Source organism: Enterococcus sp. LJL98, from assembly GCF_054871745.1.
Genome location: NZ_JBTXLU010000004.1, coordinates 1 through 26,139 on the forward strand (window position 1 = coordinate 1; position 26,139 = coordinate 26,139).

Consider the following 26,139-nt stretch of genomic DNA (forward strand, 5'->3'; position numbering starts at 1 on the left):
ACCGAAGTTCGATGAAAAAGAAGCGTTCGACTTGCATGTATTAGGCACGCCGCCAGCGTTCGTCCTGAGCCAGGATCAAACTCTCATTAAAAAAGTTGAAACAATCTTTCGATTGTTAAGCTCAAAAATTTTGCTAGCTTAATTGCTTGCTTGTTGTGTTTGTTTCTATTAATAGAAACATCCTACACTTTGGTTCGTTTGCTTGCTTTGTTCAGTTTTCAAAGGTCTACATTGTTGCTTTTAGTAACTTTATAAGTATAACAGATTCCAACGTCAGAAGCAAGTGTTTTTTTAGAATAACTTTTCTTTCGTTTGTCCTATCGAACTCATGCTGTTCACTAGCAACTTTTACATTATAACAACTCTCTTGTTATTTGTCAACAACTTTTTAAATTGTTTTTCTAACATTCATCGGCATTCGATAAGACGAAAATTGTTATTTTATAGTCGGTCATTTTTTTTATTTCTTTCAAAACCAACGTTTATCAATTTACCATTTATAGGAATTAATGTCAATCATTTTTCAATTCTTTTTTCCGAAAAATAAAACAAGGTCTGGTACTTCCTCTTCCGACCTTGTTCTTTTTTCGTCTATTATATAGTAACTTTTCCTTTAATGCGTATCTTGAATTCGTTTAAACATCCGTTCCATTTCTCGATTACTAAAGTGAATTAAAACGGGGCGACCATGTGGGCAGTTAAACGGATTTTCACATTGGGCTAAATCCGCTAATAAAACGCGCCCCTGTTCTGCATTTAAATAGTGGTTGGCTTTAATTGATTTTTTACAACTCATCATAATTGCCGTAGCTTCGCGAAATTTCGCGAAGCTAAACTGACCAGTTTCTAAAACAATTTGAATAATCTCTTGAATTACAACTTCTTCTTTGCCTTTTTCATACCACGTAGGATGCTCACGCACGATAAAACTTCGCTGCCCAAAATCTTCTAGATAAATCCCAACTTGTTCTAGCGCCGGCTTTTTCTCAACGATTTTCAGCCATTCATCTTGTGGGTATTCTAAAACAATTGGTACGAGTAAGCTTTGCAAGTCCTTGCCAACCTCGCCAATTTTTTTACGGTAATATTCGTACTTGATCCGTTCCTGCGCTGCATGCTGGTCTACAATATAGAGTCCTTCTTCGCTTTGTGCAAATAAGTAGGTTCCGTGCATCTGTCCAAAATATTCAAGGTGCGGGAAAACATGCGTGTTGCTTTTACGGGACAATGATTGCTTTTCGCTCTCCGTTTTCGAGTTATCCACAACACTCTCTGTTTCTTCGACTTTCGGAGAGTCCTCAAAACTATCTATCCTATCAAGCTCGCTTGCTCTTTCTTCTCCATGAAGCGTGCGTTTTCCACCTTCATCCCCAGTGTTTTCCACATTTTTATCCACATGTTTGACTTCTGTGCTTTCCGCTACATAAAAATGCCCAGTCGCTTGATCAAAACGTAAATCAGAGGTTGATTTTTTCGTTTCCGTCAAAGGTATTTGTAACTGTTCACTTTCAATGGTGCGCGTTTTTTTCTTTTGGAAGTGTTCGTCATAGTTTACTTTTGGAATCAGATTTTCTTCTTTTAGACTTTCTTGAATCGCTGTAGTTACAAAAGTGAATAACTCTGCTTCTTTTGAAAACTTCACTTCTTGTTTTGTTGGGTGAACATTCACATCGACGATACTTGGATCCATTTCAAGGGTTAAGACGACTAGTGGAAAGCGACCAACCATTAATTTCGAGCCATAACTACTGGAAATAATCCGATTCAAAGCGATATTTTTTACGTAGCGCCCATTCACAATCAAAGACATATAGTTCCGACTTGCTCGAGTCAGTTCAGGTAATGAAATGTACCCTGAAAGTTTAAAATCTAAATCTTGCGCAGAGACGGCTTGCATTTTCTTTGCGATCGCAACGCCATAGATTCCCGCAATACATTGGCGCAAATCCCCATTTCCAGTAGTATGTAACATTCGATTGCCATCATGAACCAGCCGAAACGCAATTCCTGGATGGCTAAGCGCTAAACGATTCACGATGTCACCAACGTTAGCAAGTTCCGTCTGAAGGGTTTTGACGTACTTTAATCGAGCAGGAGTATTAAAAAATAAATTTTCAACGGTTAATTTCGTACCAGGACGTGGAGAACCCGCCTTTTCTTCCATTAACACACCACCACGAAAGAATAGATACGTGCCTTCTTGCGCATCGGCTAAGGATGTTTCTAAGGTAATTTCAGAGACAGAGGCAATACTTGGGAGTGCTTCTCCACGAAAGCCAAGGGTTCGAATCCGATCTAGGTCATGCTGCGTATGAATTTTACTCGTCGCGTGGCGTTTAAAGGCATTTCGGGCATCCTCACGTGACATGCCTTCTCCATTGTCAATGATTTGAATTTTTTTTAAGCCTGCTTCTTCTAAGAGGATATCTATTTGTGTGCTCCCTGCATCAATGGCATTTTCAACCAGTTCTTTTACAACTGAAGCGGGTCGCTCAACAACTTCTCCCGCGGCAATTTGATTCGATAAACTTTCTGATAGTTCTTGAATTTTCCCCAAGCCTGTCCCTCCTTTTTCTTATCGGATGTTCTTTTGTAATTGATGTAAGGTATTTAGCGCCTCGAGTGGCGTCATTTCGAGGACGTTTAAATCTTTTAATTGGGCTAACACTTTTTGTTCCGCTTCATTGCCCTCGGTAAATAAAGAAAGCTGTTCGACCGGTGCTTGTTCTTCGACCGTTTGAACATGATGCCCATTTTCAAGTTGCACTAAAATGTAGTCTGCTCGTGCTAATAACGAATGGGGCAGTCCGGCGATTTTCGCAACGTGGATCCCGTAACTCTTATCGGCTGGACCAGTCATCATTTTATGCAAAAAGACCAACTCTCCGTCTTTTTCTACTGCCCCTACATGAACGTTGTGTAGCTGAGGCAAAGCTTCTTCTAAAACAGTCAATTCGTGATAATGCGTCGAAAACAAGGTTTTTCCACGAACCTCTTGGTGAATATACTCAATAATTGCTTGTGCGAGTGCCATGCCATCATAAGTCGCCGTCCCACGACCTAACTCATCAAATAAAATCAGACTATTCGAAGTAGCGTGTTGCAAGGCATGGTTAGCTTCCATCATCTCAACCATAAATGTACTTTGCCCAGCAATCAAGTCGTCACTCGCTCCAATCCGAGTGAAAATTTGATCGAAAATTGGCATTTCAGCGGATGTTGCCGGAATAAAGCAACCGATTTGCGCCATAATAACGGTTAAAGCCAGTTGACGCATGTAGGTACTTTTCCCTGACATGTTCGGCCCAGTAATCAGTAAAATCAAACTCTCTTGATCCATTTCAATCGAATTAGGAATATATTCCTGATGTCCGAGTACCTTTTCAACTACAGGATGTCGCCCATCAATGATTTTAAGGGTCTCTTTTGAATTAAAAGTCGGACGAACGTATTGGTATTTTTCACTAATGGTCGCAAAACTTTGAAGGACGTCTAAACGGCTTAACGCTTTGGCTAATTGTTGTAGCGGTTCAATTGATTGTTTCACTTCTTCTCGTATTTCTAAAAACAAACGGTATTCTAGGTCAACCGACTTTTCTTCTGCCTCTAAAATTAAGGTTTCTAACTCTTTTAATTCTGGATTAATAAAACGCTCGGCATTCGCTAATGTTTGTTTTCGTTCATAACGGCCTTCCGGTAAATGAACCAGATTCGCTTTGGTAATTTCAATATAATAACCAAACACACGATTAAAACCAATTTTCAGATTTTTAATCCCTGTTGCTTCTCGTTCTTTCGCTTCCAGCGCCGCCAACCATTTTTTTCCAGAAGACATCGCTTCATGGTACTGATCTAGCTGTTCATTAAAGCCTGTTTTAATGACTCCACCTTCGGTAATTGCGAAAGGTGCCTCTTCATCAATCCCTGTTTCAATTAAAGCGACCAGTTCATCCATGGGGGAGAGTTCGCTTAATAACGACTGCCATTCCCCGTGGTCAATTCCCTCTAAAATTTGACGAATCAAAGGGATTTGCTGCAACGAGGTTTTTAATTGCAGTAAATCACGGCCATTGACACTGCCAAAAGCGACCCGACCAGCTAAACGTTCTAAGTCATAGACCTTGCGTAAGGACTCTTGTAAATCCCCGCGTTCGAAAAAGGCTTCTAGCAAAGATGCAACTTGATTTTGACGAGCTTCTATTTCCTTTTGTTGGATTAATGGTCGGTCAATCCATTGTTTTAGCAAGCGTCCGCCCATGGCTGTTTTCGTTTCGTCAAGCAACCAGAGTAGGGTGCCTTGTTTTTTCCCTGTTCGAATCGACTGCGTTAACTCCAAGTTAAACTTAGAGGCATAATCTAACTTTAAAAAATGATCGACTTGGTAGGCAACTGCTTGTTGGAGGTGCACCAAGCTTCTTTTTTGCGTTTCACTTAAATAGCTCAATAGTTTTAAAGTAACTGCTTGTAAAGACGCACTCAGGTTTTGGACGAGCCTTAAAAAATCTGCGGATTCGACTTGTATTTCTTGTTTAGAAAAAAGGACTCCCAGACGTTCAGCTAAACTTTCCGTCACAGAAGTAGCTACTTCACTGGTTAAAACAACTTCTTTCGCTCCTAAAACAGAGATTTCATTTAAAACGGAAGACGTTTGCGCAAGATGAGCGGCCTTTAATTCGCCGGTGCTTAAGTCAACATAAGCGATTTGAAAGGTATTGCCGGTTTGAGCCAAGGCGACTAAGTAATTATTTTCTTTTGCCTGCAGACTTTTGCCTTCCATCACAGTTCCTGGTGTCACTAACTGAACGACTTCTCGCTTAACCATCCCTTTCGCCGTTTTAGGGTCTTCGACTTGCTCACAGATTGCAACTTTATGCCCTTGTTCGACTAATGTCTCAATGTATCCAGCTGCCGCATGATAAGGCACACCGCACATTGGAATCGGATCGACTGCATTTTTATTGCGACTCGTTAAAGTCAACTCTAGCAATTGCGCCACTTCAATCGCATCGTCATAAAACAGTTCATAAAAATCACCTAAGCGGTAGAACAAAAAAGCATCTGGATAAGAAGCTTTAATACCAAAATATTGTTCCATCATGGGTGTTTGCTTAGTTTTTTGCGGCATTTTCCTCCTCCTCTTCTGCCTCAATTGCGGAATTGACTTCTTTTTGAATTCTTTTTGAAAGATACTGCAATAATTCATCCGCTTCAACCAGACTGTCACGATAACTTCTCACTAATGGATGGTTTTTGTAAGCCTGATTCAAGCGTTCAATTTCAGCAATTGCTTGTTTTTCCGCTTCTGGTTTCTCATAATGTGCAAAATTCACTGCATCTTTTTGAGCAGCCTTAATTTGCTCCTCTAACGCCTTTAAACCTGGATGATTTTGCGCCCGGGATTGGATGCTTTGAAACCTTTGAATACTTTCATGGTTTTGTAGCAAGGCTAATAATTGATTCACTTCTTTTGCTAACGCTTGTTCTTCTTCTAAAAATCCCACATTCTTTCTCCTTTATTCCATGAATGGCCGATCTTCGCTAATTTGAAATGCTTGGATGCGCTTGGCTTTTCCAGTCGCTTCCTCTAGCTCAATCAGGCAGGCCGACAGTAAGTGACGCCCCGTTTCAATCACTTCAAAACGTCGAGGCAAAGCCGTCATAAATTTTTCCAAAACAGGTTCGCGTTTCATTCCCAAGATACCATCGTATGGACCGGTCATCCCTACATCGGTTAAATATGCGGTCCCTTGTGGCAAAATTCTTGCGTCATTGGTTTGCACATGTGTATGCGTTCCAACAAGCGCTGAAATTCGACCGTCAAGATACCAAGCGAGTGCTTGCTTCTCACTTGTAGCTTCTCCATGAAAATCAACAAAGATAAAAGGGGTTCGTGCCCGCACTTCTGCTAATAGTTCATCCATTTTTTTGAAGGGATCGTCTAATGCCACCATAAAGGTCCGCGCTTGTAAATTAATCACTGCTAACTCGATTTGGTTCACTTTCACGTAGACTACCCCAACTCCTGGTGTCCCTTCCGGAAAATTCGCTGGACGAACAAGCTTTTTCGCCCGATCAATAAATTCAAAAATTTCACGATTATCCCAAGCATGGTTGCCCAAAGTCACGACATCCGCCCCATCTTGTAAAAAACCTTTGTAGATTTTTTCGGTGATTCCACGACCGGCTGCGGCATTTTCCCCATTAATAATCGTCACTTGTGGCCGGTACTTTTTCTTTAATTTTGGAACATATTCTGAAATGGCTGCGCGTCCTAGTGAACCGACAACATCGCCAACAAATAAAATTTTCATTTTTTTCCTCTTCTCTGACACACTTTTCGCGTTCTTTTCTATTATATCGGTTTTCGAATGAAAAAAAAAGCTTCCTTACGAGCCTTTAAAAAAAGCCTTTATTTTCTCTTTCCTAAAAAAAAAGAAATAAAGGCCTTAAAGATTCAAAAGGTAAAAAAAGACTGCAATTGCTGATTGCTCCTAAAAAACTCGTCCTTTTTGTTCGAATTTTCTTGAGGGAGAATGCAGCATTCGCAGTTTCTTTCTAACTTATATTGCAATGGGACGACGATCGCCTTCATGAACAACCGTTCGAAAATCAGCGAAACCGGCCTCTAACCCTCGAATCAGCATTTCAGCGGTGCCGATGTTGGTTGCTAGTGGGATTTCATAAACATCCGAAAGACGAATGAGGGCCGTCACATCTGGTTCATGTGGTTGTGCGGCTAGTGGATCTCTTAGGAAAATCACCATATCTAGGTCATCTTCTGAAATCATCGCGCCAATTTGTTGATCGCCCCCTAAAGGACCGGATTTAAAACGATGCACGGGTAAGCCGGTTGCTTCTGAAATACGCGTACCGGTTGTTCCCGTAGCAAACAATTCATGTTGTTCCAAAATCGGACGATAAGCCGTCACCAATTTCACCATTAAATCTTTTTTTCGATCATGAGCAATTAACGCTATTTTCATCATATCCTCCTTGCATCTACCTTTAAATTAAGTTTAATTCTTTTAACGCATACCAAATACCGTCGTTATCATTGTCTTTTGTCACAAGGTCTGCTTCTTGTTGCACAAGCATCGAGGCATTCCCCATCGCCACACCAATCCCTGATTCACGTAACATTTCACGATCATTTAAGCCATCACCAAAACCAATAATATCGGCTTGAGGAATATTTAACCGTTGACCTAATGCCAATAGTGTTCGTGCCTTTGAGCCATTGGCTGGAATCACATCCACGCATTTTTCGTGCCACCGGACAAAATTAAAGGCCGGGTGTTGCCCATCAAAGTGGTGGTCTAAACTTTCGTCATAATAAGCCAACGCTTGATAAATCTCTTCCGTTCCCTCGAACACTCCTAATTCAGATGCATTCGAACCAAAAGAAGTCATCGCTTCTTGCATCCGCTTTAAGTCAAAAGAAGTCAGACGTTTCGCACCATCTAGTTGGATTAACGAAGTATCAATTCCCATTGCTTGACAAGCTTGAATCAAATCTTGTAGCGCTTTTGTCTCTAGTGTGTCTTTAAAAACTTGTTGGTGATTAAAAAAGCCTGCCGCGCCATTACATAAAATGTAATTTTCAAAAGCTAACTCACGAATCACACGCTCCGCTAAAAAACGACTACGGCCCGTTGCCAAGGTCACAAAATGTCCTGCATCACGTAAAATCGCTAATGCTTCTACTGTACTTTCCAACGGTCGCTTGTTTGAATCCAGAATCGTACCATCAATATCAAAAGCTAATAATTTTCGACTACCCAATTTTAAAAAACTCACTTTCTTTCCATCTTTTTCGGTTCTCTTTTACTTAAGCATAGAAAATGATTTTTTTCAATTGTTTGCACTGACTTTTGGTACTTTTGACTATTTTTTTACCAGTCGCTCGTCCATTGCTCATACATTTTTTCAATTAACTCGACCGCTTGCATCGTTAAATCGGGTGACACAATCGGACTAGCGGTCAATCCTTGCGCGAGACATTCGTTCACGTGATTGATTTCAAAGACAAACTCACTTTGATGCGGCAAGCAGATTTGTTCGCTTTCCCCATTCATCGTAATCGTTGCCGTCTCTGCCTTCCAAAAATCCGGGATTTCAATCTGACCTTGCGTTCCATAAATCGTTAGTACACTCGGACTAGGAAAAAGTGTTGAAATGACAAAATGCCCTTGAAAGCCAGATGAAAATAAAATCGTCACGTCACATTGGCGATCAGATTGATGAGGATCCATAACGGCCGTCCCTGCAACTTCCTCAATTTTCTCTCCTGTGATCGATTGAAAATACTCAATTGGGTAACTTCCTGAGCCATATAAGGCCCCTCCACCAGCTTCAAAGGACTGAAACCAAGGAATTTGATCTGCATTCGTATGAGATATCCGGCAATCAAGGTACTTTACTTCTCCAATATCCCCGGCAGCAAGCCAGGTTTTCACTCTTTCAGTAATCGGTAAAAAGAGGGATTTTTGCGCCTCCATCAGAAAGAGACCTTGGGCTTGAGCGATGGCAAATAACTCCTCCACTTCATCTAAAGTCAGTGTAAAAGGTTTCTCAACAAGGACGGCTTTTCCTGCCAGTAACGCTTCTTTGGCTACCGCATAGTGTCCTTGATTATAATTTGCGACATAGATGATATCGATCGTTTCATCTGCGAACAATTCACCGTAACTCCCGTAGGCTTGGGGAATTTGTAATTTGCTTGCCATCTGTTGGGCCTTTTCAAGCGTGCGAGCAGCAATTGCTACCACTTCACCCGTTTGACTGGCACGAATCCCTTCAACAAAACGCGGAACAATCGTCGCCGCGCTCACAATGCCATATTTAATTCTCATTTTGTCTCCTTTCGTTGAACCAGAGTTTGTATGTATTGTATCAAATAAGAATAAGCAAAAAAAGGAGAAAAGACCATCAAATGTCTTTTCTCCTTCACCAGTACTATCACTAGTAGAATCTTTCTTCTCCACAAAAAAAGATTCCGACACCCTACAATCCGGTAGGTGAATTTCTTCTTGTGCCTCTGTTTGAGTCGACTAGTAAACTAGTCTTTCTCGGCTCTGTCGCATAAGTCGTATCTTAGCATACTTTTTTTCGATTGACTAGTCTTTACTCATAAAAATTGATTCAATTTTGGTATTAATCAAATCAATCGCCACATGGTTGGCGCCACCTTCTGGGACAATCACGTCAGCATAACGTTTCGTTGGTTCAATAAATTGATGGTACATCGGTTTAACAACTGATAAATACTGTTCGATGACTGAATCTAACGTGCGTCCGCGTTCTTCCATGTCCCGTTTGATTCGGCGAATAATTCGAATATCGTCATCGGTTTCTACATAAATTTTAATATCCATCAACTCGCGTAAGCGCTCATCTTCTAAAATTAAAATCCCTTCTAAAATAATGACTTCTTTTGGTTCTTGTAAAATCACTTTCTCACTTCTTGTGTGTGCGACATAGTCATAGACGGGTTTTTCAATTGTTTCAAACCGGCGTAATTGTTCCAAGTGCGCAATCAGTAAATCCGTATCAAAGGCGAAAGGATGATCGTAATTGGTCGTTAAACGCTCTTCGAAAACGAGGTGGCTTTGATCTTTATAGTAAGAATCGTGCTCTAACATCATAATCGAGTGGTTTGGAAATTGATCTAAAATCGCTCGGCTAATACTCGTTTTCCCACTACCAGATCCGCCTGTCACCCCAATAATGATTGGTCTTTTATTTTTCATTTCAAAAAGCTCCTTTTTCCTTTGTTCGTTCTCCTTTTTCATTATAGCCAAATTTACTGAAATTTCTAGTTTATTCCTCACATTCTAAGAAAGGATTTCATAAAGTTCTTCCAAACATTGAATTTGATGGGTCGGTTGAATATCCGATGTGTTTTGTGTGCCAGCAGGAGCCAACCAAATCGTAGCAATGCCGGCATTCTTTCCTCCTTGAATATCAGAGGACAGTGAATCGCCGATAATCGCCGTTTTCTTTTTATCAAGGTGCGGAATTTTAGCAAAAGTATAATCAAAAAATTCAATCATTGGTTTTTGATAACCTGTGTCTTCAGATACAATGACTTCTTTAAAGTAAGGTAAGAAACCCGCATCGCCTAACCGTTGATACTGCGTTTTCGAAACCCCATTCGTGACCACGTATAAATGATGCGTTTCAGCTAGTCGTTGAATCACTGTCAGGCTATCTCCTAACAATTGGTGGCCTTGATTCAGATAGTGTCGGTACTCTTGTTCGAGTGCGGGGCTGTCTACTACCTGACCGAGTGTTTGGAAAAATGCACCAAATCGGCCATTCACAACTTCATCGCGTGAGAGGCTCCCTTGTTCAAACGCCAACCAACGTGCATCATTGATTTCTTTGTATCGTTGAACATTTTCTGGCGTGTAGGGCAATCCCTGTGCTGCAAATAATTGTTGCAAGGCAGATTTTTCGGCTGCTTGAAAATCAAGCAGGGTGTCATCCACGTCAAATAATAGTGTCGTATAGGTCATAAAATTGCTCCTTTTTCTTATCTAAAATAGGGTTTTAATTGTTGTAACTCTTCTTGCGTTAGCCTTCGATAAGCACCCAATGGTAGTTCCCCCAATGTTAATGGTCCCATTGTCGTGCGTTTAAGCTGCACCACTTTTTTCCCACACGCAAGAAACATTTTTTTTACTTGATGAAACTTTCCTTCTAAAATACGTAAACGAATATGACTGATTCGCTGTTTGGCATCGTAACCTAACCGAACGAGTTCGGCACTTTGACATACCGTTCCATCTAAAAAAACAATGCCTTGTTTGAACGCTTTTACATCAGACTCGGTCACTTCATCATTAATCCAGGCTTCATAAACTTTAAACACTTTTTTCGTCGGGTGAAGTAGATCATACCCCAATTGGCCATTACTAGTGAGTAAAAGCAGACCTTCTGTATCGCGATCAAGACGTCCAACCGCAAATAAGTCTCTTTGTCGCTTTTTTTCATCTAGTAAATCAAAAACAGTGGCTTGTTTGGCATCGCGATTGGCCGTCACGACACCTTTAGGTTTATTTAATAAATAATAGACCTCTTGCGTTTTCAATTGCTGACCTACGACTTCGATTTGGTGAAGTTGGCTATCCACATTTTTGTTCTCTTGATGCGTAACTTCCCCGTCAACTCGGACTTTCCCACGTAAAAACAAACGCTTCATTTCTTTGCGTGAAGTTTGAAATTCTTGTTCAATTAATTTATCTAAACGCATGATTCTCCCACTTTCTTTTCATATTATAACGTACTTTTATGAGAGGAAAAAGAGGGAAGCTTGACAGAACCGAAGATTCGTCCTATGGTTAAGAAGTAAAGTAAATATATGTTTCTAACTACACACAGTGTTATGAACTGGTGGAGAAAGTGACGAAAAGCTTTCTGGGTAATCTTTTTTATTACCTTTTTACGTACATTTTTTTTGTACGCACCCTTAACCTTTAAATGTGAAAGAGTAACAAAAATTTACTTCGAAATGACTGTCAACAGACAGAAAAATTAGGAGGAATTGAGTTATGTCATTATCATTAGAAGTTAGCAAAAGAGCCACACGCCCGCGTTCGAACCGGAACAAATTACGCCACGAAGGAAAAATCCCAGGGGTCGTTAACGGGTACAAAATCGAAAGTACGCCAATCACGATTGATGCCGCTACTTTCAAACGCTTTTTAAAAAATGAAGGGTTAAACGCAGTTGTCCGCGTATCGATTGATGGTGAAAACTATAATACTTTGATTCACCAAATGACAACTGATACATTTACAAAAGAAATTAATCATGTGGAACTATTATCCGTTGACATGACGGAAGAAACTGAAGTAGAAGCAGAAATCGTTCTCGTTGACGAAGCACCTGGTGTGAAAATCGGTGGTGCTTTAACACAAAACTTATATAATGTGATTGTTTCTGCAACACCAGATAAATTACCAGAGCGAATTGAAGTAAGTATTGCAGATTTACAAATTGGTCAATCCATTACCGTTGCTGACTTACCAGCTTCTGCAGACTACACAATTATCACAGATGCCATTGAACAAATCTGTGCAATTAGTGAGCCACGTGCAGTTGAAGAAACAACGGAAGAAGAAGCCGCAGAAGAAGCAGCTGAATAAAAAAAACTAACAGGAGGTTCCCACTTTGGGTACCTCTTTTTTTGAGTTTTTCTGTCTGAAAAAAATACAACCCACGAGCGCCTAATTGAAAGGACCTCGTGGGTTGTTCTATTTTTATAAAGCGTTAAATTCTGCTTCTGATACATTTTTGTAACTAACTAACCAAGCATTCATTTCATCTTCTGCATTTAAAATGTGAATGTCTTGATCAATTTGTTCGTTAACCGATGAAATTACGCCTGTCAACGGGCTCGAAAATTCACTCACGGCTTTTTCCGCTTCTACTTCGAGTAACATTTCTCCCTGAACCATTTCTTGTCCCACTTCAGGCAAATCGGCAAAAGTAATTTCTCCGAGTTCTTCTTGCGCTTCACTCGTTAATCCAACCACATATTCTGACCCATTAAACAAAATCCATAGATTCTCTTTTCTTTTTAAACATGATGTCTTCATTTTAACAAAATCCCTTCATATGCTTCTGGTTTAAAGCCATTTGTTAAGAACTGGTGGTCCTTCACTAAAATGGGACGTTTTAGTAACATGCCATCACTTGCTAACTTTTGGCTCGCCTCTTCTATTGTATAGTCATTCACGAAATCTTTCAACCCCAGCTCGCGATACTTCAGTCCACTGGTGTTAAAAAAGCGGCGAATTGGCAAATTTGCCTGTTGCAACCATTGTTCAATCGTCGCTGCTGTTGGTGTTTCCGTGACAAGATCAATCGTTTGAACTTCATAACCTGCAGCTTCTAACCATTTTTTAGCTGCCCGACAAGTGCTACATTTTGGATACCAATACAGTGTCATCATCTTTTTTTCCATCCTCTACAACTTATTCAACTTCTGCTTGATAGCGCATAGATAAAATCAGACCAATGCCAATCATATTACTTAGTAAGGCTGACCCCCCTTGGCTAATAAAAGGCAAGGGAATCCCAGTTAATGGGAGTAGACCGATATTGGCCCCGATGTTTTCAAAAACATGGAATAAAATCATCATAATAATCCCCGTTGCGACATAGGCATAAAATTCATTGTTTGTATCAAAGCAAACACGAATCATACGGTAAATGAGCATAAAGTAAAGCAAAATCACAAGGGTGCTTCCTACAAAACCAAAGTTCTCACCAATAACTGAGAAAATCATATCGGATTCACGAACTTGGACATAGACGTCGCTGACATTAAAGCCTTTCCCTAGCATGCCACCTGAGCCAATCGCCATCATTGAATGCGCCACTTGCATGGAACTTCCTTGCATGTCATGAAAGGGGTCGATCCATGCATCGATACGAGCGAATTGATAGGCTGAAAAACCAAAAGACGATAAAATCTCACGTCCGACATCGCTTAAAACTAAGTAAATGATTCCTGTCCCAAGCAACAAGGTGACTCCAATCACGGGCAAGATTATTTTCCAAGAGATACCTGACATTAAAAAAACACCGCCAAAAATCGCTAGGAAAACCAACATCGAGCCAAAATCATCTTGAAGCATGATTAAGACAATCACAGGGAACATCACGGCGAGCATTTTTGCAATCAAGAACCCGTCTGTTTTTAAATCTGCTTGCAGGCGATACTTGGCATTGTGCTTGGTGACGACTAAAGCTAACATTAAAATTACGGCAATTTTCATTAATTCCGCAGGTTGCATGCTGAAACCACCTATACGAAACCAATTTCGAGAACCCGTCACATCAAAAGTCGCTTGGTCATAAAACTTCACCAATAAACCCATAACAATCAGACCTACGGCATAAATAAAAGGGGTGAGCTTCCAAATCCATTTTGATTTTAGACGCATAATCACAATGACTGCCAAGACACCAATGCCATACCAAAGGACTTGACGCCAGACTTCTTTTGCCGGATTCCCTGAAAATACCGGACTTTGGTCATACGCGACATACACTGCGGCGAGACCGAACAAACATAAAATGAAAACAGGGAGAATGACTCCATAATCAATCCGATTATCATTTCGAAAAATGTTTTTATTCATCGCTACTCTCTTTTCTTTAAGAAATACTTCTCCATTATAGAGTGATTTCATCCTAAATGAAAGAGAAGCTCACGACATTCAGGAATTTTTTAACAATTGGTCAAAAAAAGGCGCCGGATGCTTTTCATAAAAATCTTCCTTTTCTAAAAAAAGACTTTGTTTTCAAGGAAATAATAAGGAAGGTTTCAGAGCGTTTTCTCTCAAATTTCTCATTTTATGAAAAGTATGCTATAATAAGAGGAAGTGAAAGGGAGGTTTTTTAGAACATGGCAACATTTGGCAAGTTTGAAACAACTATTGTCCCGTCAGAAATTGGTTTGGAGTTTGAAGTTGACACCCCGGTAAGCTTTTATTTTCAAGAGCAAGCAGAAACAGGTGAGGTCGTCAAACAACTACGCAACTCAGCGATTATTAAGATTAATGAAACAACCGAAAATCGTGATCTTATGAGAAGAAGTAATGGTGTCATTATTATTAACTATAAAGAATTAGCAAAAATTTAAATCATACACAAAAGACACTGCTGACGAACTTTTTGGTTCGCTCGCAGCGTCTTTTTCTTTTTCAATTGACAGCACGCTTCCAATAAAAAAGTCTCTCCCTCGAACGCTTTCGCTTTCAAGGAAGAGATTTTTTGCTTTATTTTGTACCGAATAGACGGTCCCCTGCGTCCCCTAAACCTGGAACGATATAACCACTTTCGTTTAGTTTTTCATCAAGTGCTGCTGTGTAGATGTCCACATCTGGATGCGCTTCTTGTAACACTTTGACGCCTTCAGGTGCTGCCACAAGACAAACAAATTTAATATTTGATGCGCCACGTTTTTTCAGTGCTTCAATTGCCATGACTGCTGAACCACCTGTTGCCAACATCGGGTCAACAACTAGGAGTTGACGTTTCGAAATATCGTCAGGTAATTTTACGAAGTACTCATGCGGCTCTAGGGTTTCTTCATCACGGTATAAACCGACATGTCCAACTTTAGCAGCTGGGATTAATTGCAAGATGCCATCAACCATGCCTAGACCGGCACGTAAAATCGGGATAATCGCAACTTTTTTACCAGAAATGCGTTTTTGAATGCTTTTCCCCATTGGTGTTTCGATTTCAATCTCTTCAACGGGTAAATCACGTGATAGCTCGTAAGCCATTAGCATTGCAATTTCGTCAACGACCTCACGAAAGACTTTCGTCCCACTATTTTTATCACGGATAATTGTTAGTTTATGTTGGATTAACGGATGATCAATTACTTGAAATTTTCCCATTTAAATCGCTCCTTTTACTGTTTCTATTATTGTAAAACAAATTTGGTTTTCAGACAAGGAATCTTCATAGACTTTCTCGATTTTCACAGAAAAAAGTAGTTTCAAGCGGATAGGCCTGAAACTACTTCCGGGATTATTTGACTTTTAAAGGATGTGCGTCTGTTAAGGCTAGCACTTCTTTTTTCACTTCTGCTAAGACTGCTTCATTTTCACTATTTTCAAGTACTTTAAGAATTAATTTCGCAACCGCTGCAGAACTTTCTTCATTAAATCCACGACTGGTAATCGCTGGTGTACCAATGCGAATCCCGCTTGTTTGGAAAGGACTTAATTTTTCAAATGGAATCGAATTTTTATTGACCGTAATGCTGACGGTATCTAATAGTTTTTCTGCTTGTTTCCCTGTCATCCCAAAGTCCGTAACTTCGATTAATAACAAGTGATTATCCGTAGCGCCTGAAACGAGACGCGCTTTATCAGAGGCATTAAAGACTGCGGCCATTGCTTGTGCATTTTTAATCACTTGCTCGCCGTACGTTTTAAATTCCGGTTGTAGGGCTTCTTTAAAGGCAATCGCTTTTCCGGCAATCACATGTTCTAAGGGGCCACCTTGAATTCCTGGGAAGACCGCACTATTAATTTTTTTGGCCAATGTTTCGTCGTTTGTTAAGATCAGTCCGCCACGAGGACCACGTAACGTTTTATGCGTAGTTGAAGTGACAATGTCTGCATAGGGAACTGGATTTGGATGCGCACCCGTTGCCACTAGTCCGGCAATATGTGCCATATCGACCATTAATTTTGCGCCAACTTCATCGGCAATTTCTTTAAATTTCGAAAAATCAATCGTTCTTGAATAGGCACTTGCGCCAGCTACGATTAATTTGGGTTGATGTTTTTGTGCGAGCGTACGAACCACTTCATAATCAAGAACTTCCGTTTCTGGATCAACACCATAAGCAACAAAGTGGTAGGTTTTCCCACTAAAGTTTACTGGTGAGCCATGAGTTAAATGTCCCCCCGCTGAAAGATCCATCCCTAAAACGGTATCGCCAGCTTCGATTAAAGATAAATAAGCCGCTGTATTGGCTTGTGAACCCGAGTGTGCTTGAACATTGGCAAATTTTGCACCAAAAATTGCTTTCGCACGTTCAATCGCTAAATCTTCGACCACATCAACGAACTCACACCCACCATAATAACGACGTCCCGGATACCCTTCTGCGTATTTATTCGTTAAAATGCTTCCTTGAGCTGCCATGACACCTTCTGAAACAATATTTTCAGACGCAATTAACTCAATATTATTTTGTTGGCGGACCCCCTCATTCTTAATCGCATCCCATAATTCTTGATCAAATTCTTTATAATCCATCTACACACAAACATCCCTTCAAATAAGATAAACAGATTGTATCATAAAGATTGACGACTTTGAAATGTTTTCCCTCGATAATTCCATTCTTTCTGAAAAAATACCGAAAAATAACAGAAGAACACGAACGTTCTTCTGTATTGAAAATAAAATTATTCAGATATCCAACTTGAACCTAAAAAGTATTGCTGATTGGTTGCCTTTTTCAAACGATTCATATAAGCCACTCCTAAGCCAACTTCTGAAAAAGTTGGGACGAAAATGACATCGACGTCGGCCTCATCTAAGGCACGTAAACCGGCAAAGAGTGCTTTGGTAGCTGCCTCTACTGTGTCTTCCTCGTAGACGTAAGTCGCAGCGAGCGCTGGTTGATAGGTTTGAATCCTACCAGGGTCGCCGAACAAGCCGATTCGTAGATGTCGCGCTTGTGCCTGAGCGATTGCTTCTGGCCATTCTTCTGGTCCCACCATCATCGCAGGTGTCTTCGGTGCGTAATGCTTATATTTCATTCCTGGAGATTTTGGAACCCCCTGTTCGTTCGCCAAATGTGGATCTAAGGAGACCTCAATTTTCAGTATCGCTTCTAGGGCTTCTTTGGTGATCGCACCTGGTCGTAAAATCATCGGAGGCTTCGCGGGGTCACTCAAATCCAAGACGGTCGATTCGACACCAATCGCAGTGGCCCCCCCTTCGAGGATTCCGGCAATTTTTCCGTGTAAATCATGATACACATGCTGACTTTGCGTCGGACTTGGCCGTCCCGACGTATTTGCACTCGGTCCAACAAGTGGCACTTGGGCTTCATGAATCAAAGCAAGGGTGTCCGGATGGTTTGGCATTCGGAAAGAAACTGTCGGTAAGCCCGCAGAAACGACACTTGGTAAGGCTCCTGGCTTCACTTTAAAAATCAAGGTCAATGGTCCCGGCCAAAAGTGTTCAACGATAGTCGTTGTTAACGGGTGAAAAATAGATACGTAGTCTTTGACTTGTTCAAAATTTTCCACATGGACAATTAACGGATTGTCACTTGGTCGGCCTTTGACTTGAAATACTTGTTGGACAGCTTCAGCCGAACGCGCATTGGCTCCGAGACCATAAACCGTTTCTGTTGGAAAAGCAACCAACTGACCCGCGCGCAAACATGCAGCGGCTTCTTTTATTTCTTCTGGTTTAAATATTCTTGTTTCCACAAGTTATACACATCCCTTTTCTTAAAAATTGGCGAGTTATCAACATATCCACCTAAGTTATACCCAAATTGTGGATAATCTCTTTGTCAAGTGTGGATTTCTCTGTGGGTAATTAGGTGAAAGGCTCTCATTCTTAACCTATCAAGCTTTTTTCTATTTTCTCCTCCAAAAAAATAAATAGTTACGCACAATGTTGTGGATAACTATTCCACCACGACGATACGATCCAAGCCACTTAAATCGGGACGAATCGTTACCTTTTTCTCAGGAAAGGCCGCTTGAAAGAGGCTTTGAACGGCCTTTCCTTGTTGATAACCGATTTCTAAAAAGATTTTTCCTGATGGCGCCAGTTTTTCACGTGCTTCAGTAGCCAGCTTTTGATACATAGCCAAACCTTCATTGGCTGCAAATAAGGCGAGTTTCGGTTCAAAGCTTCGAACACTCTCATCCATCATTTGCCACTCGTCGGCAGCAATATAAGGCGGATTCGAAAGGAGGATATCAATCTCTCGCGTAATCGGTGCTAACGTATCTCCTAAATAAAAAGCTACGTCTGCTTGTAAATTTCGACCATTTTGCTTGGCGATAGCCAAAGCCTCTGCTGATAAATCGACACAGGCGACTTCCCAAGTTGGACGTTCAAGTTTTAGGGATAACCCAATCGCTCCCGACCCAGTGCCTACATCTACCACATAAGCCGTCGACGTCTGACACGTCTCCAGACAAAGCGCCACTAATTCTTCTGTTTCCGGTCGAGGAATTAATGTTGCCTCACTGACTTGAAAGCGCCGATCATAAAATACTTCAAATCCCAGCAAATATTGTGGGGGATAGTGTTGCGCTAAGCGTTCAAGGTCCTTTTGCACTTGTACTTGTTCCTGTTCTGGAATTTCTTTTTGCCAATTCAAAAACCAATCGGTCTTACTCCAATTTTTCCGACCTAGTAAGACGTATAGAATATGATGGCCGTCAATTCCCTTTTCTTCTAAAAAAGAAGAAGCCCAGGAAAGGACTTCTCGATAAGTTTTAGCCATGTTGTAGCTCTTCCAATTTCGATGTTTGATCGTAAATAATTAAAGCATCCACGATTTCATCTAATTTCCCAGCTAAAATTTGGTCTAGTTTTTGAATGGTTAAACCAATTCGATGGTCGGTCACACGATTTTGTGGGAAATTGTAAGTTCGAATGCGTTCCGAACGGTCACCCGTTCCAACTGCAGATTTCCGATCAGCATCGTAAGCACTTTGCGATTCTTGTAACATTTGGTCATAAACCCGAGCGCGTAACACTTTCATCGCTTTTTCACGGTTTTTAATTTGTGAACGTTCATCTTGCATCGCAACGGCAATCCCTGTTGGAATATGAGTTAGACGCACGGCAGATGCCGTCTTGTTGACGTGCTGCCCACCTGCACCGGATGCATGATAAATATCGGTACGGATGTCTTTTTCTGCTAAATCGATTTCCACTTCTTCCGCTTCAGGTAAAACAACCACGGTTGCCGTTGAGGTATGAATCCGACCTTGCGATTCCGTTGAAGGAACACGCTGGACGCGGTGTGCGCCACTTTCATATTTTAACTTAGAAAAGACATTGTCACCAGTGATCATCATGATTACTTCTTTGTAGCCACCAATTCCTGTTACGTTGGCGTCCATCACTTCAACTTTCCAACCTTGGGCATCGGCATAACGTTGGTACATTTCAAACAAATCGCCTGCAAATAACGCCGCTTCATCTCCACCGGCTGCTCCCCGAATTTCCATGATGATATTTTTATCATCGTTAGGATCTTTTGGCAGTAATAAGATTTTCATTTGTTCTTCAAGTGCCACTTTTTCTTTCTTTAAGTCACTTAATTCTTCTTTTGCCATTTCAGCCATTTCCGCATCAAGGCTTTCACTAAGCATTTCTTCCATCTCTGCGATTCCTTCGACTACCACTTTGTAGCGACGGTAAACAGCGACGGTTTCACGCGTACTTGCTTCTTCTTTTGAAAGCGACATAAAACGATTCGTATCAGAGACCACATCTGGGTCACTTAATAACTCGCCTAACTCTTCATAGCGGTCTTCAATCGCTTGTAATTGATCGTACATAACTATCGACTCCTTTACATTAAATATGCTTCATTTTTGGATTAAAATAATGTTGACGACAAACAGGGTAATAGGCTTCATTTCCCCCAATTTGAACTTGCTCCCCTTCATAAACAGGGACGTCATCGACATAGCGTAAGTTCATGATGGCTTTTTTATGACAAAACCAACAAATGGTCTTCATTTCTTCAATTTTATCTGCATAAAGTAGCAGTGCTTTGGATCCTTCAAAGAGTTCATTTCGAAAATCATTTTTCAACCCAAACGCCATCACCGGAATATTCAACTCATCCACAATTTTTGTTAAGGCAAAAACGTGGTGCGCTTTTAAAAATTGCGCTTCGTCAATTAAGACGCAATAGGGTTTAAAATCTAATGATTGAACAACTGCATAAAGATCGGTTTCTTCAAAAATCGATCGCGCTTCTTTGCCAATCCCAATGCGACTTTTCACTTGGCCCAGTCCCGAGCGCGTATCTACCCCACTCGTCATTAAAACGACTGGCTTGTTTTGTTCTTCATAATTATGAGCCACTTTTAAAATTTCAATGGACTTGCCACTATTCATTGCTCCATATTTAAAAAATAATTGCGCCATCTCTCATCCTCCACTTACTCCTTTGGTATTATACTTGAAAATCGGAATATTTTACAGTAAAAGAAAAGAGTTTTGCCGTTTTTTAGCAAAATGCCACTCTTTCTTCCCAGATTTAAAAGAAAAAAAGGAAGCACAAACCTCGTTTTGTTTGAAGAAATGAGAGGGATTGGAATCACTGACTTTTTCAATGGTTCGTATTCCATGAAGTCTCTGAAAATACAGATTTTTATTGCCTGTTTCTCTGTCAAATATTTGTAACAGACGAAGGGGGCTGTGACATCTGCCACAGCCCCTCACCTTTTTTGCTCGTTAGGGTGCTTCTCGCTTAAAGCGGGTAATCTTCTTTTCTTCCAAAGCACGCCATTCTTCCTGAAGCAAACCAAAATCAATTTGATCGTACCATTTGCCACTTTGATAAATGCTTTTGCGGTTCAAGCCCTCTTGTACAAAGCCTAATTTTTGATAGAGCGCGATGGCTGGTTGATTAAAGGCATGCACATGCAAGCGCACTTTATTCAAACCTAAATGATCAAACGCATAGGCTAATAATAATTCCACCGCTTCTTGCCCGTAGCCTTGTCCACGATAGGCTTCGTTTGGAATACCAATTCCCAAGATGGCTGAACGGTTTTTCAACATCACAGTCGTTAACGAAATAAAGCCCACCAATTCGTCATCTTCTGTTTGACGAATCGTAAAGAAGAACGCTTCATTACTATCAGGGTCTCCAAATAAATCCTCCCAATCATCCACGCCAAAGGGATGGAAAACATCATCGCTAATGCCACGCATAAATGTTGGATCCCACTGCCACTCAGCAAATAATTCCGTATCCCCTTCACGTAGCTCTGCTAAATACACTTTTTTTCCTCGCATTTTTTTACTCCTCTAACCGTAAGTCCAATTCCACCCATAACAATCCGTGGTCAGAAAGACTGGTTTCTTTCATGCCAACGGCTTCGATTTGGAAGTTGGCACTCACTAAAATATTATCAATGGCAAAGTTTTTCATCGTTTCATCTTCCAGCAAGAAGGTGTCAAACCACTGACCTTGAAACCCATTTACCTTCTGAAATTCTGCAAAAACTTCCCATTCGTTTAAGGTTTGATCAAAATTAAAATCACCAACAATCACTTGCCACTGACAATTATTTTGCAGAATTCTCGCTTTTAATTCTTCCACCTGTTTCGCCCGTATTTCCGGTGATTCAAAAGACAAGTGTGTGTTATAAAAAGCGATTTTCTGTTGATTCGGACCTTCAAAAATTACCTCTTGAAAAACACGTGGCTCTTCCCCTGTTGTTTGGTAAACATGATGGTCTATTTTTTGTGGCTTGACTTGGCTTAAAACGCCCATTCCGTATTCCCCGCCATCTGAAAAAGGAAAAGCGCTCTGATAAATTTGATAGGGATAGGCTTCTCCAGCAATTTCTGTCAACATATCTTTCGGGTTGCGTTTTGAAAAGAAATCGACTTCTTGTAACCCAAGCATCGTGAAATTTTCTTGTTCAAGTACTTTTTTGATTTCTTCTGTTGCCGGATTTAACCCCGCTGCAATATTAAAGGTGCCGATTTTCAGTCTCACTTTACTACTCCTTTATTTTTCTTTTAAAAAAACTACATGCCTCTGCTTCTCACTTTCAAAGACTGCGGTGGCAAGCATTAAATGAAAAGAACTTTTTCGACCACTTCAATTTTCGGGTCAATGGATTGAATGACTGGACAATTTGGTGAAATCAATTTGACACAACGCTCCGCTTTTTCTTGATGTAAGACAGGTACCCTCGTGTAAATTACAAGATCAATCGATTGGATGGGGTTGGTTTTTTCGGCCATATTTCTCGTATAGCTCGCCGTTATTTTTTCAATTTCATGGGGTACTTTCGATTTTTCTAAAACAGAAGCGTACACGTACCCTGCACAAGCAGCCACTGAAGTGACGAGACTTTGAACAGGCGAATAACCGTCCTCTCTCGTTAAAATCCAAGGTTCACTTTTTGTCTCTAAGGTAAACGCCTGACCGACTTTATTTAAAGTAAATGTTTCAACTGACATCACAATCACTCTTCCTTTTCTTTTTCATTTTTTAGAAAAATGCCATCTGATTTAATGGCCAGTAGCGCCAAATCACTTTCCCCTCAACATACGATTCATCAACCATACCAAAGGACCGACTATCTTTAGAGACAAGGCGATTGTCCCCTAAGACAAAATACTTGCCTCGTGGGACGGTGACTTCAAAATCATCGGTAAAAGTGGTGGCATTGGCCGCAATTTGTTGAAAATGATCATTATAAGCGTAGGTTTCAATTAACTCCCCTTGCCGAAATAAGTTCTGGTATTCCGCTAAGTAGGTTTCGTCGAGCACTTTTCCATTAATACTTAATTGATCGTTTTTCATGGTAATCGTCTCACCTGGTAACCCTATGACTCGTTTCACCGCTAACTTATTTAAGTCATCTGGTTCTTGAAGTGTAATAATATCTAAACGTGATAATTGATTGGTTTTTAAGGTTAACATTTTTTGACCATCGGCTAAAGTCGGATCCATTGAATGTCCCTTCACCGAAACGGGTGTAATAAAATAGACGCGCAAGAGCACAAAAACCGCTAAGATGAGAATAAATGCGCCCCAATTCTTAAGAAATTCTTTCAAATCTTTCCTCCTTCTTTCATAAAACCTTGATTAAACGTAGTATAACATAGCTGAATTACCAAAGTCCTATGCTTCTTTTCTTTTTTATGAATTTTATAGGATTTTCTTTGGTATACTACACATACAAACAAATACTTAAGGAGGGTTGTCGCATGTCCTGGGAAAGAAAGCTTCGCCTTTTTTTTCGACGCAATCGAATTTTCTTATATCAACACGTGTCTTCCATTCAAATGATTGTCATTTATTACTTACTTGTGACGGCTTTGGCCCTCGGTCTGTTTTACTTACCTTTTTTTCGACAAGAAGGAAGTCAGGTTGCTTTTATTGATTTATTATTTATGGCCGTTAGTACCATTAGCGTCACGGGTTTGTCTACATTTCCGATTAATGAAGTCTTTAACCGAAACGGTATCGTCTTACTCTCAATCTTATTTCAAGTCGGTGGGCTAGGCATTATGATGATTTCAACCTTTTTCTTTATTTTGTCAAATAAACGGATTTCATTAAAACAACGACAACTGATTATGACCGACATGAACCAACCAAAGTTAAGTGGCATCGTCCGTTTGATTCGAACGACCTTTTTGATTTTAATTAGCTTTCAAATTGTCGGTGGCATTATTTTTGGCTTTTATTTTAAGATGACTGGCCACTATCACCACTGGCTGGATGCCTTTTTCAACGGCTTTTATCAATCCATTTCTGCCGTAACAAATTCTGGTTTCGATGTCACGGGCCATTCGATCGTGCCCTATTCAAACGATTATGCCTTTTTATTTATGATTATGTTTTTAATTTTCATTGGTGGAATTGGTTTTCCAGTCATTATGGATGTGCGCTCATGGCTGATTACAAAATGTAAAAAGAAAAAGCCGCATCAGTTACCTTACCGTTTTACCTTATTAACCAAAATCGCCTTTTTATCCTTCATTATTTTATTTACGGGTGGGACCCTCGCGATTTTTTTATTAGAAAAAAATCACCTATTTCAAGGCACTACGCCGATGTATCAATGGATCACCAGTATGTTTTACTCTGTCACGACCAGAAATGCTGGCTTACAAATCCACGATATTAGTGAATTTCAAACGACGACCTTATTGATTTTTTCTTTACTCATGTTTATCGGTTGTAGTCCGAGTTCTGTGGGTGGGGGTGTCCGAACGACGACGATTGCGATTATCGGCTTATACCTCTTTTCTTTCTTGAAAAGCGAAAGTCGGGTCAATGTTTTTGGCCGTCAAATCGATGATGATGACTTACAAAAATCCATTGTGGTTTTTATGCTTTCATTAATTATGTGCTTTAGTAGCGTGGTTTTCTTAACTGCCATTGAGGATTTTTCATTAATTGCGATTATCGTGGAAGTCGCCTCTGCCTTTGGAACAACGGGCATGTCTCTGGGCATTACACCCGAACTTTCAACGATTGGAAAGGTGGTAATTGGCGCTTTAATGTTTATTGGACGGATCGGGATGCTTTATACACTCTTATTATTCGTACCGAAAGAAACCCGAGATTTAGGCTACGAATACCCAACAGAAAAAATTATTATTGGATAAGGTGCAAACCTTATCCTTTTTTTTGTATGGGGAGAAAAATGATGAAAATTAACTCATTAAATATTCTGAAGAAGTTTAAAATAAATAATATGGCGATTATTCGAACGAGTCAACTAGTTAAACACTTAAATTTTAAACGTATCTCAAAAATATACAAGATATTCAGATATCATTTAATTAATAGGAGAAATCTATAGTCAGGAAACCAGTTATCCAAAAAAAAAGACCAATCATCAAGAAAAGGTATAAAAAACAGATTAATTCTTTTACAATTTAACTAAAAAAAGACAAAGGAGGATTTGTATGGAAGTAAAGTTTGAAAAAAACCATTTATTAGAGGATCATTTAGTCCTTATACAAGCAAAAGAGAAGACTGCCGAAATCGAATCCATTATTGGGAAGATAGAAAATACTAAAACAGTTTTAAGGTGTTCTCATAATGATCAGAATTTTATGGTTCCTTGCAATGAGTTTATTCGATTTTTTTCGGCAAACAAAAGAATCTATGGTGAGACTTCGAGTTCTGAGTATCTCTTTCCTTATCGACTTTATGAATTAGATACAATGTTACAAAGTAATTTCATTAGAATTTCCAATACGGAAATAATTAATGTTAACTTTATTAAATCTTTAGAATTAACCAGCTCTGGCATCATTATTATCTATTTTAAAAATGGAAATCAGACGAGTTCTTCTAGAAGATATTTAAAACTCATAAAGGAGTGTTTACTATGACAAACAAAATAGCTTTAAATTTAATTAATGGTTTTATATTAGGTGTATTTATCGGACTTTTATTTTCAATATTTTTTTCTTTTATCTACTCAGGGGATACCTATATTCCTATGACACCAGGTTTTAAAGAAATTTTTTCTAATGAACTCTTTGCATTCCTCATTTCAGTGCTACTTTGGGGCGTAATTGGTTTAATCTTCACTGCTACTAATTTTATTTTCACTAGCACAGATTGGGGTATTGCTAAAATGACTGCTATCCATGCCTTAGTTTCTTATATTTTATTTTTACCAATTGCTCTTTATTTAAATTGGATTCATTTTACAGTTGCAAATACCATAATATTTACGATTATATATATTATGATTTACATAATAATTTGGAATATCTCAATGTTTAAAGTAAAGAAAGATATTCATAAAATAAATAGCAAGATACAATAACTCATTTGAATACTAAGGTTATTCGAGGTCACCAATATATGAAAAAACACTAAAATGC

At 39.8% G+C, this 26,139-nt stretch carries 28 protein-coding genes and 1 rRNA gene; 5 read left to right on the forward strand and 24 right to left on the reverse strand.

Going from position 1 to position 26,139, the window contains the following annotated elements:
- From ACYSNO_RS04525 to ACYSNO_RS04575, 11 genes are all read right to left on the reverse strand, one after another.
- Positions 1-91 (reverse strand): 16S ribosomal RNA (locus ACYSNO_RS04525); the annotation flags it as partial.
- Positions 92-613: 522 nt separating this feature from the next.
- On the reverse strand, positions 614-2,557 hold the full coding sequence (gene mutL / locus ACYSNO_RS04530; RefSeq protein ID WP_461729890.1) for a DNA mismatch repair endonuclease MutL: 1,944 nt from the start codon (positions 2,555-2,557) through the stop codon (positions 614-616).
- An 18-nt stretch (positions 2,558-2,575) separates the two neighbouring features.
- A complete protein-coding gene (gene mutS, locus ACYSNO_RS04535; RefSeq protein ID WP_461729891.1) occupies positions 2,576-5,125 on the reverse strand; it encodes a DNA mismatch repair protein MutS in 2,550 nt (849 codons plus the stop codon).
- Positions 5,109-5,501, reverse strand: coding sequence for a YlbF family regulator (locus ACYSNO_RS04540; protein ID WP_461729892.1), 393 nt, complete (start codon positions 5,499-5,501; stop codon positions 5,109-5,111). The genes mutS and ACYSNO_RS04540 overlap by 17 nt, the downstream gene beginning before the upstream one ends.
- Positions 5,502-5,513: 12 nt before the next feature.
- A complete protein-coding gene (locus tag ACYSNO_RS04545; RefSeq protein ID WP_461729893.1) occupies positions 5,514-6,311 on the reverse strand; it encodes a TIGR00282 family metallophosphoesterase in 798 nt (265 codons plus the stop codon).
- 249 nt (positions 6,312-6,560) lie between these two features.
- On the reverse strand, positions 6,561-6,983 hold the full coding sequence (gene mgsA, locus ACYSNO_RS04550; protein ID WP_461729894.1) for a methylglyoxal synthase: 423 nt from the start codon (positions 6,981-6,983) through the stop codon (positions 6,561-6,563).
- A gap of 22 nt (positions 6,984-7,005) precedes the next feature.
- Positions 7,006-7,797, reverse strand: a complete 792-nt coding sequence (locus ACYSNO_RS04555) for an HAD family hydrolase (RefSeq protein WP_461729895.1) — start codon at positions 7,795-7,797, stop codon at positions 7,006-7,008.
- A gap of 95 nt (positions 7,798-7,892) precedes the next feature.
- Entirely contained in the window at positions 7,893-8,852 is a 960-nt protein-coding gene (locus ACYSNO_RS04560; RefSeq protein WP_461729896.1) for a Gfo/Idh/MocA family protein, read from the reverse strand.
- 264 nt (positions 8,853-9,116) lie between these two features.
- Positions 9,117-9,791 carry a uridine kinase gene (gene udk / locus ACYSNO_RS04565; protein ID WP_461729897.1) on the reverse strand — a complete coding sequence of 225 codons (675 nt, stop codon included), beginning with the start codon at positions 9,789-9,791 and terminating at the stop codon, positions 9,117-9,119.
- Positions 9,792-9,833: 42 nt separating this feature from the next.
- Positions 9,834-10,517 carry a YjjG family noncanonical pyrimidine nucleotidase gene (locus tag ACYSNO_RS04570; protein WP_461729898.1) on the reverse strand — a complete coding sequence of 228 codons (684 nt, stop codon included), beginning with the start codon at positions 10,515-10,517 and terminating at the stop codon, positions 9,834-9,836.
- A gap of 17 nt (positions 10,518-10,534) precedes the next feature.
- Positions 10,535-11,254 carry a pseudouridine synthase gene (locus tag ACYSNO_RS04575; RefSeq protein ID WP_461729899.1) on the reverse strand — a complete coding sequence of 240 codons (720 nt, stop codon included), beginning with the start codon at positions 11,252-11,254 and terminating at the stop codon, positions 10,535-10,537.
- A 298-nt stretch (positions 11,255-11,552) separates the two neighbouring features.
- Between ACYSNO_RS04575 and ACYSNO_RS04580 the strand changes: the two genes are divergently transcribed.
- Entirely contained in the window at positions 11,553-12,149 is a 597-nt protein-coding gene (locus ACYSNO_RS04580; RefSeq protein ID WP_461729900.1) for a 50S ribosomal protein L25/general stress protein Ctc, read from the forward strand.
- Between the two features lie 114 nt (positions 12,150-12,263).
- Here the strand turns inward: ACYSNO_RS04580 and ACYSNO_RS04585 are convergent, their stop codons facing one another.
- The 3 genes from ACYSNO_RS04585 to ACYSNO_RS04595 are packed head-to-tail and all read right to left on the reverse strand — an operon-like array spanning position 12,264 to position 14,153.
- Complete coding sequence (locus tag ACYSNO_RS04585; RefSeq protein ID WP_461729901.1) at positions 12,264-12,602, reverse strand: glycine cleavage system H family protein; 339 nt, start codon at positions 12,600-12,602, stop codon at positions 12,264-12,266.
- The gene (locus tag ACYSNO_RS04590; RefSeq protein ID WP_461729902.1) at positions 12,599-12,958 is read right to left on the reverse strand and encodes an arsenate reductase family protein; all 360 of its coding nucleotides are present in this window, start codon (positions 12,956-12,958) and stop codon (positions 12,599-12,601) included. Before ACYSNO_RS04590 ends, ACYSNO_RS04585 begins: the two co-directional genes overlap by 4 nt.
- 22 nt (positions 12,959-12,980) lie before the next feature.
- Positions 12,981-14,153 (reverse strand): FtsW/RodA/SpoVE family cell cycle protein, encoded by a 1,173-nt coding sequence (locus ACYSNO_RS04595; RefSeq protein WP_461729903.1) that lies wholly within the window; start codon positions 14,151-14,153, stop codon positions 12,981-12,983.
- Between the two features lie 266 nt (positions 14,154-14,419).
- On the opposite strand from ACYSNO_RS04595, the gene ACYSNO_RS04600 reads away from it, so the two are divergent.
- Positions 14,420-14,656, forward strand: a complete 237-nt coding sequence (locus ACYSNO_RS04600) for a hypothetical protein (protein ID WP_461729904.1) — start codon at positions 14,420-14,422, stop codon at positions 14,654-14,656.
- A gap of 136 nt (positions 14,657-14,792) precedes the next feature.
- Here the strand turns inward: ACYSNO_RS04600 and upp are convergent, their stop codons facing one another.
- The 10 genes from upp to lepB form a co-directional block, all read right to left on the reverse strand.
- A complete protein-coding gene (gene upp / locus ACYSNO_RS04605; protein WP_461729905.1) occupies positions 14,793-15,422 on the reverse strand; it encodes a uracil phosphoribosyltransferase in 630 nt (209 codons plus the stop codon).
- A gap of 133 nt (positions 15,423-15,555) precedes the next feature.
- Positions 15,556-16,797: a serine hydroxymethyltransferase gene (glyA, locus tag ACYSNO_RS04610; RefSeq protein WP_461729906.1), complete on the reverse strand. Its 1,242-nt coding sequence runs from the start codon at positions 16,795-16,797 to the stop codon at positions 15,556-15,558.
- A gap of 152 nt (positions 16,798-16,949) precedes the next feature.
- A complete protein-coding gene (locus ACYSNO_RS04615) occupies positions 16,950-17,987 on the reverse strand; it encodes an L-threonylcarbamoyladenylate synthase (RefSeq protein ID WP_461729907.1) in 1,038 nt (345 codons plus the stop codon).
- A gap of 203 nt (positions 17,988-18,190) precedes the next feature.
- Positions 18,191-19,021 (reverse strand): peptide chain release factor N(5)-glutamine methyltransferase, encoded by an 831-nt coding sequence (gene prmC / locus ACYSNO_RS04620; RefSeq protein WP_461729908.1) that lies wholly within the window; start codon positions 19,019-19,021, stop codon positions 18,191-18,193.
- Positions 19,014-20,087 carry a peptide chain release factor 1 gene (gene prfA / locus ACYSNO_RS04625; RefSeq protein ID WP_461729909.1) on the reverse strand — a complete coding sequence of 358 codons (1,074 nt, stop codon included), beginning with the start codon at positions 20,085-20,087 and terminating at the stop codon, positions 19,014-19,016. Before prfA ends, prmC begins: the two co-directional genes overlap by 8 nt.
- 19 nt (positions 20,088-20,106) lie before the next feature.
- A complete protein-coding gene (locus ACYSNO_RS04630) occupies positions 20,107-20,685 on the reverse strand; it encodes a thymidine kinase (RefSeq protein ID WP_461729910.1) in 579 nt (192 codons plus the stop codon).
- A 309-nt stretch (positions 20,686-20,994) separates the two neighbouring features.
- Positions 20,995-21,561, reverse strand: coding sequence for a GNAT family N-acetyltransferase (locus tag ACYSNO_RS04635; RefSeq protein ID WP_461729911.1), 567 nt, complete (start codon positions 21,559-21,561; stop codon positions 20,995-20,997).
- Positions 21,562-21,565: 4 nt separating this feature from the next.
- Complete coding sequence (locus tag ACYSNO_RS04640) at positions 21,566-22,270, reverse strand: endonuclease/exonuclease/phosphatase family protein (protein ID WP_461729912.1); 705 nt, start codon at positions 22,268-22,270, stop codon at positions 21,566-21,568.
- Positions 22,271-22,347: 77 nt separating this feature from the next.
- Complete coding sequence (locus ACYSNO_RS04645) at positions 22,348-22,740, reverse strand: OsmC family protein (RefSeq protein WP_461729913.1); 393 nt, start codon at positions 22,738-22,740, stop codon at positions 22,348-22,350.
- A 31-nt stretch (positions 22,741-22,771) separates the two neighbouring features.
- Positions 22,772-23,341: a signal peptidase I gene (lepB, locus tag ACYSNO_RS04650; RefSeq protein ID WP_461729914.1), complete on the reverse strand. Its 570-nt coding sequence runs from the start codon at positions 23,339-23,341 to the stop codon at positions 22,772-22,774.
- Positions 23,342-23,493: 152 nt separating this feature from the next.
- Between lepB and ACYSNO_RS04655 the strand changes: the two genes are divergently transcribed.
- The 3 genes from ACYSNO_RS04655 to ACYSNO_RS04665 all read left to right on the forward strand — a co-directional run bounded on the left by ACYSNO_RS04655 (position 23,494) and on the right by ACYSNO_RS04665 (position 26,081).
- Positions 23,494-24,903, forward strand: a complete 1,410-nt coding sequence (locus ACYSNO_RS04655) for a TrkH family potassium uptake protein (RefSeq protein ID WP_461729915.1) — start codon at positions 23,494-23,496, stop codon at positions 24,901-24,903.
- A 303-nt stretch (positions 24,904-25,206) separates the two neighbouring features.
- On the forward strand, positions 25,207-25,638 hold the full coding sequence (locus ACYSNO_RS04660) for a LytTR family DNA-binding domain-containing protein (protein WP_461729916.1): 432 nt from the start codon (positions 25,207-25,209) through the stop codon (positions 25,636-25,638).
- A complete protein-coding gene (locus ACYSNO_RS04665; protein WP_461729917.1) occupies positions 25,635-26,081 on the forward strand; it encodes a DUF3021 domain-containing protein in 447 nt (148 codons plus the stop codon). Before ACYSNO_RS04660 ends, ACYSNO_RS04665 begins: the two co-directional genes overlap by 4 nt.
- Positions 26,082-26,139 lie beyond the last annotated feature (58 nt).